At 28.8% G+C, this 11,596-nt stretch carries 9 protein-coding genes; all 9 read right to left on the bottom strand.

What is annotated here, in order from left to right:
* Positions 1 to 814: sulfatase-like hydrolase/transferase (locus ACRC28_RS00850; protein WP_438541562.1), on the bottom strand; the 814-nt coding region annotated here is incomplete at its 3' end.
* Between the two features lie 172 nt (positions 815 to 986).
* Positions 987 to 1,526: a Uma2 family endonuclease gene (locus ACRC28_RS00845; protein WP_438541563.1), complete on the bottom strand. Its 540-nt coding sequence runs from the start codon at positions 1,524 to 1,526 to the stop codon at positions 987 to 989.
* A 72-nt stretch (positions 1,527 to 1,598) separates the two neighbouring features.
* Positions 1,599 to 3,587, bottom strand: coding sequence for an alginate lyase family protein (locus ACRC28_RS00840; RefSeq protein WP_438541561.1), 1,989 nt, complete (start codon positions 3,585 to 3,587; stop codon positions 1,599 to 1,601).
* An 82-nt stretch (positions 3,588 to 3,669) separates the two neighbouring features.
* The gene (locus ACRC28_RS00835) at positions 3,670 to 4,161 is read right to left on the bottom strand and encodes a PTS system mannose/fructose/N-acetylgalactosamine-transporter subunit IIB (RefSeq protein WP_438541560.1); all 492 of its coding nucleotides are present in this window, start codon (positions 4,159 to 4,161) and stop codon (positions 3,670 to 3,672) included.
* A 26-nt stretch (positions 4,162 to 4,187) separates the two neighbouring features.
* A complete protein-coding gene (locus ACRC28_RS00830) occupies positions 4,188 to 4,991 on the bottom strand; it encodes a PTS system mannose/fructose/sorbose family transporter subunit IID (protein ID WP_438541559.1) in 804 nt (267 codons plus the stop codon).
* The gene (locus ACRC28_RS00825) at positions 4,984 to 5,778 is read right to left on the bottom strand and encodes a PTS mannose/fructose/sorbose/N-acetylgalactosamine transporter subunit IIC (protein ID WP_438541558.1); all 795 of its coding nucleotides are present in this window, start codon (positions 5,776 to 5,778) and stop codon (positions 4,984 to 4,986) included. The genes ACRC28_RS00830 and ACRC28_RS00825 overlap by 8 nt, the downstream gene beginning before the upstream one ends.
* A gap of 333 nt (positions 5,779 to 6,111) precedes the next feature.
* A complete protein-coding gene (locus ACRC28_RS00820; RefSeq protein ID WP_438541557.1) occupies positions 6,112 to 7,677 on the bottom strand; it encodes an AAA family ATPase in 1,566 nt (521 codons plus the stop codon).
* A gap of 142 nt (positions 7,678 to 7,819) precedes the next feature.
* The gene (locus ACRC28_RS00815) at positions 7,820 to 8,929 is read right to left on the bottom strand and encodes an anaerobic sulfatase maturase (protein WP_438541556.1); all 1,110 of its coding nucleotides are present in this window, start codon (positions 8,927 to 8,929) and stop codon (positions 7,820 to 7,822) included.
* 18 nt (positions 8,930 to 8,947) lie between these two features.
* Positions 8,948 to 11,596 (bottom strand): sigma 54-interacting transcriptional regulator (locus tag ACRC28_RS00810; RefSeq protein ID WP_438541555.1); only part of this gene is annotated, 2,649 nt, incomplete at its 5' end.

Genomic DNA, 11,596 nt, shown 5'->3' with positions numbered 1-11,596 from the left:
AATCTGGATTTTCTTCCTGTGTTTTTTGAATATGTGGTGGACTATCCTTATGTTCACCTTCTACAACACCTGGAATAGTTAGTTTTTCCGGGTCATACATTGATGCCCAAGGCTCTGGTGCTAAATATGGTGGATGTGGATCAAAAAAGCTTGCCCACAAGAAGAAATTTTCATCCTTTTCCTTATACTCTTCCATTAATGCATTAGTTCTTTCTGCAATCCATGTATCATAATGGTACTCTTCTGGAATATCCCATATGTGCTCTTTCTTAGAATCCATATTTCCAGTTGGTGCTAAGAAATAATCCTTCCAATTCTCACACCCTTTTTCCTTTAGCCACAATGCATAATGTTGACCTACATGAGGTTCATTTGTATGATTTCTTGTAAGCTCTGCCTTTTCAAAACCATAAAAATCCTCTTTAAAGTTTTCCCAGTATTCTAAATCTTGAAGAATTGGATATGCCTCTAATGAAGGAAACTCTTCTGTAGACTTTAATGGCTGAAAATGAGCTTTTCCTATAAGTGCTGTTCTATATCCTTCCTTTTGAAGAATTTCACCTAAAGTTTTTTCCGTTTCAGGAAGCTTAGTTCCAAGTGTCCATGCTCCATGTTGGCTTGGATACTTTCCTGTTATTAAAGTAGCTCTTGATGGAGTACAAGTTGGATTAACTGTATAGGCTCTATCAAAAGTTGTTCCCATTTTTACTAATCTATCTAAATTAGGTGTTTTTATTTCTTTATTAAAGGCACCAATTGTGTCAAAATGTTGCTGATCACTTGTTATTAATAAGATATTTGGCTTCTTTTTCATAATTTTTACCTCACTTTTTTCTTATACTTATTTATTAAGCAATACTTATGCCAAATTCTGTAATATGAAAAAAAGACCTAATTTTTCTATAATTAAGCCTTTTTCATACACTTTATTTTTTATTTCATAACTTTCATATGACACTATTTTCATTCTTCTTACACAAATTCTTTTATATATCCTTAAACACTTGATTTATCTCCATTTTGAAGTCTTCTAAACTAATTCCCTCATATATATCATTTTCTTCGTATACCTTATTTAAATAATAAGAACCATATTCATTTAATTTATATTGAATTATAGAACCTTCCTTGTAAACAAGATTATATTCCTTTATTCCATGCTTTGCATAAAGATTCATTTTAATTACAGTATCTAACTCTGCATTGCTTTTTGAAACTACTTCAAATATTACTTCTGGAATAGTTAAAATAGATTGCCCTACTTTATTGTATTTATTGTCTTCACCCTTACATATAACAAACACATCTGGCTTTACTCTATTTTCTCCTAATATAACTTCTATTTGTTCTGTAAACACATTGCAATTCTTTCCATCTAAATAATTTGCTACCTTTCTTGATATAGCATTTACTAAAAGATTATGCTCTATCGATGTAAAAGATTTATTGTAAATTTGTCCATTTACATATTCTAATACTTCATCATTTAATTTTTCAATTTCTAAAAATTCTTGTAGTGTATAAATGGCTTTTCTCCCTTCTTATGTTTATCTTTACCTATATTATACACATTGAATAAATTTTTAATCAATCTAAAACTAATAACTTAATACTTCACTCTTTCCTTTAAGTTTGTCTATAACTACAACTCTTCCATAAACTTGCACTCCATCAACTGTATAAGTTTTTCTTCCACTATCTTCTTCATTATGTGCAATTACAACTATAAATTCTTCATCCTCACATTCTATTTTTATAGCTCTTGCAAACTTTTCATCTAGCTTTCTTTTTCTCCAATCTAAAATTTCAATATACTCAATCTTTTTAACTTTTATTTCATCTGAATACATTACTGTATTAAAACACTCATCTCCATTACCTTTTTTCTCTAATACAATTCTATCGCTTTCATATAGTGAATTATATTCTTCTGATATATTTGCTTTTTCTATTCTTATATCTCTTTTTCCAAGTGGCACAATATTGAAATTTTGCCCATCTTTCATTTTATAAATTATCTTATTTTCTTCTACTTTTTCATTTTTATATTTTAAATTAAATCTACTTTGAAGAAGTTTTTCATCTCCTCCAAAAAATTCATCACTAAAAATCCAAATTCCACCTTTTAAATAAATAACCTTTCTATTTAAAAGCATATTTTCATACCCTGTATGCGCTCCTTCAACTAAGCTTCCAAGCTCTCCAAAGTAACTTTCTCTCTTTATATAGTTTGCAACCCGTTTACTTCCCCACGAACCCTTACTTTCATTAAATTCTTTATTATCTACCGTCATAGTGCTATGAGCTTTTGCTCCCTTTAGCTCTATTCTTAAAGGCTCATCTTCTCTATAACTATACCTTCCTGCATCACAGATTATTTCTTCACCATTACAATTTATAACTGTACTTAAAAGATCATAGTGTCCATGCCCACTTCCTAATGGACCACATTTAAAGAAAGTAAGATTATTTTTATCTCTTATAAAGTAATTTCCTGAATCTTTAAAGGCTATAGACTTTAATTCATTTTTTTCTGATTTTAATTTATTAAATTCTAATACCTTTTTATGTCCTACTGAAAATACACTTTCTAGTGGCATCTTTTTTGTTTTAAACTTTAAATTACTGTCATTAAATATACTTGCTCCTACACTTAAAATATCTTCTAAGCTTTCTATATCACTATCACCAAAGTTTATCTGACACATATTTGGGTCTCCCATATTTAATGTTGCATACAGAATATTCTTTAGCTTTTCGTGTATTTTACTATTTATTTTTATATCTAACTTTTCAGAAAATAAAACCATATCAATTATGCAATTAACTATTTCATTATGGTACATGAATGATTGTTCCCAATGAAGTCCATCTCTTAAGATTTGTATCTCTAAAGATTTTTCTATCATTTCTTCAGCCTTTAATCTATACTTTTCATCCCCTTTTAAAAATGCTAAAACTATAAAAACACCAACATTCTCCATGATTACCCAGTTGCTTAAAATTCTGTCTTCCCTACTGTTTTCAAATATATATTTTACCTGCTCTTCCATTGAAGCTATCATTTTTTTTGCTAAATCTTCATTTAAATCTTCTATACACAATTCCAATAATTTTGCCCAATTTCTAAGCCTTATTCCAACTTCAATAGTTCTAAAGGCTTCTTTATGAGTGTCTACCTTAACTTTTTCAATCCATCCTTCTATTTCTTCCTCTATTCTTTTTAAATATTTCTTTTCCTTAGTTAAAAAATATGCCTTCCCATACAAGACTATATGTCTATGTCTGTTTAGCATATATGTCCATTCACTATCACCAAAAGGATTCTTAAGCCAATCTATTTCTCCCTCAAATATATAAGGCTCCTTGCATCTTTCCATATCCCATTTCATATCAAAGATAAATTTCCCTTCTAAAAATCTGTCAGCTTTTTCTATAGTTTCTTTTATTTCTTCCTTATTATTTTCTTTTAAATATTCTAAAAGCTCCTTTTCTTCATTCTCAAAAAGCCTATATTTTTTAAAATTTCTCTTTAGATTTATTATTTCTTCTTTATTTTCAATTTTAAACTTAATATTTTCTATCATAAATTTCTATCTCCCTTTAATCTTTTATGTATTATTTTAAAGAAATAAGCTCTCCCAAAAATTTAGGAGAGCTTTCTTTTTTTTAAAGACCTGCTTTGTTTATAAAGTCTATAATATTTGTTTTTGGATCATCTGGAACCATTATTGATGTCATTTCAACACCTAGTTCATTAATCTCTCTAAATGTTTTTACATTTTCTTCAGTTACACTTACTGAACGTTTTATTTGCTTAGTTCCTGTTTTTGCTGCCATGTTTCCAACATTGAAAGTCTTTATTGGAAGTCCCATTTTTATAAGCTCTAATAAATCTTCTGGGTTTTTAACTATTACTAAAACTCTTTGACCTTCATACTTTCCTGCACTTATATTTTTAAATGCAGTTTCTTTAGTTATTATAGAAGTTCTCATTCCTGTTGGTGCAACCATTCTTAATACTGATTTTTGCATATCATCATTTGCAACTTGGTCATTTATAACCATTATTCTAGTTGCTTTTACAGTGTTGCTCCAGAATGCAGCAACTTGTCCATGTATTAATCTATCATCAATTCTAATGTGTACTATCCCTTTCATTTTTAAAACCTCTCCCTTTGTTTAAATTATCCTAAGATTTTTAACATTGAACCTACCATACCAATTAATATTAGTATGAAGATTACTCTTGTTGAGTTTAATTTCTTTCTTCCAAGTAACCAGTAAGTTAAGAATACTATTCCAAGTGGTAATAATGCTGGCATAACTTTATCTAAAATTTCTTGTACTGGCATTTCAACTTCACCACTTTTAAATATATATGCAGTCTTTGCCTTTACAACTGTTGGGATTAATGCCCCTATAACTGTCATTCCTAAGATTGTTGCAGCTTCTGTTACGTGCTTTAACTTACTTCCAACACTTGATACAACCTTTGCTCCCTCTCTATATCCAAGGTGCATAAAGAAGTTTGCAAGTCCCATTCTTGCTATATTTGCAAGTATCCATATTATACATCCAATTGGGTTTCCTTCAACAGCCATATATGCTGCGATTGAACCAAATACTGTGTTAAATGTCATTCCAAATAATGTATCTCCAACTCCTGCTAAAGGTCCCATAAGTCCAGTCTTAATAGCTGCAACAGCTTCGTGAACTCCTTCTCCACCTTTTTCTTCAATTGCTAAGTTTGCTCCAATTATTAAAGCACTTGTTGTCATATTACAGTTAAAGAACTGTAAGTGGTTTGTTACTGCTTTATTTAAATCATCTTCATCTTCATATATCTTTTCAAGGAAAGGCATCATTGTGTAACAATACCCAAGTCCTTGCATCTTTTCATAGTTCCAAGCTGTTTCTCCAACTCCAAACCATCTAAAATAGGCTCTATTTATATCTTTTCTACTAAACATTCTTTCTGAATTACTCATCTTCGTCAAACCCTCCTCCAACAGATACTGATACTCTTTGGCTTTCTTTTATAGCTTCTTCTTCTCTTTCTTTAAACTTAAGGAATGCTATAGATCCTCCAATTAACCCAATTCCAAGTACTGGAACGTTTAGGTAAGCTGCTACTGCAAATCCCATTACTAAGTAAGGTGCATATGTTTTTAATGGTAAGTACTTTAAAAGTATTGCTATACCGATTGCTGGTAATAATCCTCCAGCTACTTTTAATCCATCTAAGAACCATACTGGTGATGCAGCAAGTAAGCTGTTAACCATATCTGCTCCGAAGAATAAAATTACGAATACTGGTACAAATCTTGATAATGACCAAGGAATAACTCCTAGTACATTCATAAGTTTAACCTTTTTGTAATCACGCTTTTCAGCATAAGCTTCTGCTCTATGTTGGAAGAATGTGTTTGTCATTCTTGCTAAGATATCTAATTGAACTAATAATAATGCTGCTGGTACTCCAATACCTACTGCGAATTCAACGCCTTGTCCTGTTGAAACTGTAAGAGCTGTTGATATTAATGTTGCTGACATATAATCAGGAATTGAAGCTCCTCCATAGTTACTAACTCCTAAGTTCATAAGTTGGATTGTTCCCCCAACTAAAAGTCCTGTTGTCATATCCCCCATAACAACCCCTGCAAACATACCTGCTATAACTGGTTTTGGTAAACCAAATAAAAAGTGTAACCCATCATACTGTGCTAAAGCTGCATAACTTGCTAAAGCTAGTATTTGCCAAAATTGAATTTCCATATATAATACCTCCCAAATTCTTTAAATGTTTATTTATTTTTTTCTCATACCTATATTAATAGCAAATCTCATGCCAACTTTTTGTCATAAGAAAAAAAGTTTTTTTAATAACGTTTTCAAGGGTTTCCATAGCTTTTTTCCCTTCATCACATACCCATATATGACAAAAGCTATATCTTATATAGTATTTCTCTCTTTTATCCTACTTTTTTTATGACACTAATTACAAATCCGTCTATTCTTCTTTTACTCTAGAATATTTTTCTCTCAACTTCACTTTAAAACATAAAAAAGTAGCTTTAGTTATTTTTAAACTAAAGCTACTCATATAAATTAGATACTCTTTTCTAATTCTTCTATAATACATTTATGCTCTTTTATTTTTGAGTCATAACAAATTGCTACTGCTAAAACTTTTTTATTTTTTCTTTTGAACTTCTGCACATATTCTTTATTTTTAATTTGATTTATTGCAACCTCTGGTCTTTCGTCCTTTTTAAGTTCTACAATAAATGCTACATCTTTTTTTCTTCTAGGATGAAATGTAAAGTCAGCATACCCTTTTCCCGTCTTTTCTTCTCTTTCAACTCTATAAGTATCCCTTGCTGAAAGATATGCTAAAGTTAAAACACATGAAAGGCTATTTTCGTCATTATATTGAAGAATTGGTATTTCTGAATTGTGTATATCATGCAAAATTTTCTCTACTATTTTTGTTTCACCACTAACTGTAGCTTTTAGCATTTCCTTTGAGCTCTCTACTATCTCAGCTACATATCCAAAAGATTCATCTTTTAATCCCTTTTCAAATTCTTTCATTAATTCTTTATTCGGAATTTTTAAACTTCCATCATAATAAGATAAAAATCCTAGAACTATCATGGCAGAATAAATTTCTTCTTTAGTCTTCGGAATATCTTGCCCTGCTCTAAATTCTTCATCAATTATTATATCAATTTCTTCTCCTGAAACCATTTCTATAACATCATCTCTAATTTCTAAGATATCATATTTTAAATATTCAATAACCTCATCCATTGCACCTGTATTAGTCCAATAGCTTCCACAATAACTATTTTGAAGTGCTTTGATTACAGAACGTGGATTATATACTCTCTTTCCTAAGGCTGTTTGATATCCATTGTACCATTCTTCTAAATCTTTATAGCTTACACTCTTATTTTGCTTACATAATGAATTTACCTCATCTTCTGTAAATCCAAAATACTCTCCATAATTTCTATCTCTTAAAAATGTAAATTCATCAAACATATTAAGTGCTGAGCCACTTGCGTATCTTTTAATCGGTAGTACTCCTGTCATATAACAAAGTCCTACATATGGTTGATCCTTTAATAGATTTCTTAAAAACTCCAAAAAGTCATTTTGATTTTCAACAAAAAGATTATTATTAAAAATATAATCCCATTCATCAAATATAAATATGAATCTTTCATTAGTTACAAAAAACATATCGCTTATATTATAGTAATCCTTAAATTCTATTTTAGGATATTTTTCTTTTAAATCCTCAATTAGCGTATTTTGTATAGCTTTTATGTATTCATCATAGGTTTTAGATTCGTTAGGCAGTTTATTAAAGGTTATATTTATAACATTATATTTATTTAAATTCTCTTCATAGCTACAATCCTTACTAATTTTAAGCTTATCAAAAATTACCCTTGAATCAACAGCCTTTGAATAATATGCTCCTAACATGTCTGCAACACTGGATTTTCCAAATCTTCTTGGTCTTGTAACACAGACATATTTACTTTTAGTTGATATCTTTTTGTTTAAAGATTTTATTATTAAAGATTTATCTACAAAATACTCTTCATTAAAAAGCTCTTTATAATTTTTTAATGATCTATCTGTATTTAAATATATCGCCATCTCCTCATCTCCCTTCCTAATTTAATTCTTAACTTATTTACTATAATTATACCTTAATCTTAAAAAAATAACATTCTAAAAGAGCTATCACGAGTGAATTTTTCATCCACTTTTGCGATAGCTCTTTCTTATACTTACTTTATTATTTTTTTCCTCTTTCTCTACTTACAATGTTTTTACAGATAATTATAAACTTATCTATAGTTTCATCATAAAAGTTCTTGAAGGTACTACAGTAATAATATTCACCTGTTTCTGTGCTCTTATATCTTTTACATCCACCTTTACATAATGCACCATACTTACACTTTTTGCATTTGTGTAGTGGTTCTGTCATTTTAGAAAATTCTAGTGCTACATTATTTTTAGGAATATCTTTAAATTCTATTTCATTTATGTTTCCTAAATCATTTTCTTTTGTCACATAAAAATCACATGGATATATCGATCCATCTGCCTCTATTACATTTTGAATACTACACTTACCCATAAGCTCACAGCTTTCTGGTGTCATTCCAAGCATTATTGCACATACATTTTCAAATAATCTTACACTAATTGCACTACCTTTTTGATAATCCCTATACCATAATTCAAAAAATTCTAGTAAAAACATTTCATACATTTGTGGCTTTAGTGAATAGTTATCCTTTCCTGTTTGAGTAAATCCACTATCTAAACAAGGAATAAATTGAACAAATGCTATTTTATTTTTTTTATAGAAGCTATAAATTTCTGCTGCTCTTGAATAGTTTCTGCTATTTACAACAGTTAAAACATTGTAGGCTACCATATGCTTGTCCATAAGCTTTTTAGCTTTTATTACAACATCAAAAGTTCCTCTCTCTTCAAAGGTTAATCTATTTGCATTGTGATACTTTTTAGGTCCATCAATTGATAATCCAACTAAGAATCCTTCTTTTTTAAAGAATTTAACCCATTCTTCATCTAAATTAAAACCATTCGTTTGAATTGTTAAATTTACATTTATATTATTTTTATTATACTTTTCTTTTAAACTTATAAACTTTTCAAAGAATGGAAGTCCTATAAGTGTAGGCTCTCCCCCTTGAAATGCAAAGGTAACTGTTTTATTTGCATATCCAAAAGCTTTCTTCACTATATTTTCTAGTGTCGCTTCTGTCATATTTTCATTTACTTCTTTTCTCATATCCTTTGTTTTTTCATAAAAACAATACTCACACTTTAAATTACACTTCCCTGAAACTGGCTTTATTAATATACTTAACATCTTAAATTCCCCTCTCCCCTAAATGCAGTTACGCATTTTTATTATATAGTAAATATTTATAATTTCTGCAACTGTTAATTTCACTCTGTATTCATCTAAAACATCTTTAAATATTTTTTCTGTTTCTATAATAAATTCCATATTTTCTTCTTTAAATTTTTCTTCTTTTGCACTTTCTAAGATTTCTTCTCTCATTACCATTCTTTCTATTAATGAACTTATATGAATAAATAAGATTAACTTTAATTCACTTCCAAAATCTTTATTTAAATATATTTGATATCTGTTTATAATTTCTGATACTTCTTCTATTATTTTATTTGGATTTAATATAGTTAATTGATTTATTATATTTTCTAAAGAGAATAATTTTATAATGTTATCCTTAATCTCTTTAATATCCCTTTTACTTTCTGATTCATCTAATAAGCTTCCAAGCAACTCATCAAACTCTCCACTTATTATTTTTTGAAGCTCTATTACCTTCATTCCCTCAATTTCCATATTTGTTGTTGAAATAATAAATCTAACATCATAATCTTTGATTACTTTATTTTTTTCCATTCCATAAGCAATGCTCTCATAATCTTGTGCTATTATTTCTAAATCAGATTCTCCAATACATTTTTTAAGAATCTTCTTTATTTTATCTGCTGTTCCAAGACCTGAAATACATGTAACTAAAATAGCTTTCTTTTTCTTTTCTGCTTTATAATACTTAAACTCTGTCTTGTTATTCTCAGAACATTTTTGTACTATATTTTCAATTGTTTCTTTATTTATAATGTTACTTGCAACATCTAAAGCAAGCCTTGTTGAAATATTATTTATAATTCCAACATCACCTTTAATAGCTTCCTTTATCTCACTATATACTTCATTTAAAGAACCCATGTCCACCAAAATAACTACACCTTGCTCTGTATTTATTCCACTTAAATAACTTTTAATTTTTTTAGTTACTGTAGCTATATTTACATCAATTGGCATATCAAAGGGTTCAAATATAAACTCTTCTAAAAGTCCATTTGATACAGCTGCAATACTACTTGCTGTTGAAAAACCATGTGCTACTATAATTCCCTTTGTTTTATTAGAATTTTCTTGTGACATACTGTTTAAGTATAAAATTATTAATAATAAAACATCTTCATCAAGAGTTGCGTCTAATGTTCCTTCAATAATTCCTACAAGCTTTTTACTAATTATATAGCTTTCTGAAAAACATCCCTTTAATATGTTTAACTGCTGGCTTACTTCTTTTTTCTTTAAAGTTTTATTTAAACTTCTAAATGTGATAATTAAATAAGTTAATATCTTAGTAGTGTTTCCATAATACTTTAAGCCATAATTTTTCTGTATATATATTAGTGCATTTTTCACTATATTAAATATTAAGTCATATGTTAAAATATCTTTTTCAATCTCAGTATTATTAAATATAACTTCTTTTACAATCTTATTTATACTTCTATTATTCTGCTTTTTAAACTTTTCATATTCTATATCTGAGCTTCCAAATGTACTTATATTTTTTATAATAGACTTGAACTCTTCATCAATAACTTTTTTATAATTTTCCTCATTCCCAATAAGTGCAACATCTATTTTTTCATCTCTTATAATATTCATATGATTTGAATAAAAAGTTTTTTCTATATTTATAGAGCCCTTCACATTCTTTGGTAAACTCTCTAAATTTACTTCTATTACATCATTATTTCTTAATCTATAAGCATTTGCTAAGCTACTTATAATAATATTTTTTAAAAGTCCTACATTACCATTACCTGTTGTTGAAAGTAATGCATTTACAACATTTTTATTTATTACTAAATCCTTGCCAATTTCAACTGCTTCTCTTTTATAAAAGCTATGAATCATAGAAAGCCTTTCTGATAACGTTCTCAGTGAAAGATCTGGAATTTCTATAAATATAGGTATTCTTCTTCTAAATGTATCAAGCAAAACTTCATCTAAATTTTCAGTTGTTGCAAATATAAATCTTACATTAGAAGTTCTCCATTTATTTGTTTCCCCAATCCTTCTAAACTTTCCTTGATCTAAAAATAAAAATAACTTTTCTTGTCCTTCTGGTGATAATCTATGAACCTCATCTAAAAACAAATAACCATTGTTTGCAACTTCTATAAGTCCCATAGAATCCTTGTCTGCTCCTGTAAATGCTCCCTTTTTATATCCAAATAAGTTTGCTGATAAAAGCTCTGGATTGTTTGCATAATCTGCACAGTTAAATGTAACAAATGGTGCATCTTCAGCTATACATTTTTTATAGATAGTATATTCATGTATAATCTTTGCAATATAACTTTTCCCAACTCCACTACTCCCAGTTAAAGTTATTGGTAAACCCTTTGGGTAAATGGCAGCAGCCTTGCATTGTTCTATCTGCTCCTTAAGACTTCCATTATGTCCAATCACCTTAGAAAAAGGATCATTATGTACAACTTCTTCATTTCCTTTCTTCTTTATATGCCATTTAGCATCAAAAAAGTAAACTGGTCTTGTATTCGTTTTTATGACAGACCCCTCTCTGCATAATTCATTTAAATATTGACTTACTACATTTCTTTGAACCTTCATTACTTCTGCAATTTCATTTGCTGTAACACCCTTAAAATCTTCATTTTTATTTTCAGCACATAA

The organism is Clostridium sp., assembly GCF_051650885.1.
Classification (GTDB): domain Bacteria; phylum Bacillota; class Clostridia; order Clostridiales; family Clostridiaceae; genus Clostridium.
The sequence above is the reverse complement of the archived record's forward strand: the minus strand, read 5'-3'. Positions and strand labels throughout refer to the sequence as shown.

Excerpts from the sequence above, each read along its gene's own strand:
- ACRC28_RS00840 (WP_438541561.1), bottom strand. The coding sequence starts at position 3,587 with ATGATAGAAAATATTAAGTTTAAAATTGAAAATAAAGAAGAAATAATA.
- ACRC28_RS00835 (WP_438541560.1), bottom strand. The coding sequence starts at position 4,161 with ATGAAAGGGATAGTACACATTAGAATTGATGATAGATTAATACATGGA.
- ACRC28_RS00830 (WP_438541559.1), bottom strand. The coding sequence starts at position 4,991 with ATGAGTAATTCAGAAAGAATGTTTAGTAGAAAAGATATAAATAGAGCC.
- ACRC28_RS00825 (WP_438541558.1), bottom strand. The coding sequence starts at position 5,778 with ATGGAAATTCAATTTTGGCAAATACTAGCTTTAGCAAGTTATGCAGCT.
- ACRC28_RS00820 (WP_438541557.1), bottom strand. The coding sequence starts at position 7,677 with ATGGCGATATATTTAAATACAGATAGATCATTAAAAAATTATAAAGAG.
- ACRC28_RS00815 (WP_438541556.1), bottom strand. The coding sequence starts at position 8,929 with ATGTTAAGTATATTAATAAAGCCAGTTTCAGGGAAGTGTAATTTAAAG.